Below are 369 nucleotides of genomic sequence, written 5' to 3' on the forward strand. Positions count from 1 at the left end.
CTCAGAAACTATCCCTATATATTCACCTTTTTCATTAAAAGCTTCAAAAGGTAACCAGTCAGGATCTCCAGTAAACTTTATAACAGGATGATCTTTAATCCACTCTTTTTCTTCTTTGGTAAGGATTATTGTATCTATAGAAAATCCATACTTTTTGTAAGAATTTTTAATTGTTTGATACTCATCTGTAGTAAAGCCAGCAAAAGAAGTTAATTTAGGGAATAGCTTAGCTTTTTTATTTTTGAAATCCTTTTTGTAAATAATTTTAAGCTTACCAACTTGTAAACTGTTTTCCAAATTTGAAATGTATATATTTTTTTGAATACTAGGAGAACTTTGATAATATTTGATATCTTCTTTGCTTGATAA

1 protein-coding gene is annotated in these 369 nt (G+C 27.1%); it reads right to left on the reverse strand.

Going from position 1 to position 369, the window contains the following annotated elements; translation table 11 throughout:
- Nucleotides 1-297 (reverse strand): hypothetical protein (locus QZZ48_RS15035; RefSeq protein WP_294967073.1); only part of this gene is annotated, 297 nt, incomplete at its 3' end.
- Nucleotides 298-369 lie beyond the last annotated feature (72 nt).

It is taken from the genome of Sulfurimonas sp., from assembly GCF_016744025.1.
GTDB lineage: Bacteria > Campylobacterota > Campylobacteria > Campylobacterales > Sulfurimonadaceae > Sulfurimonas.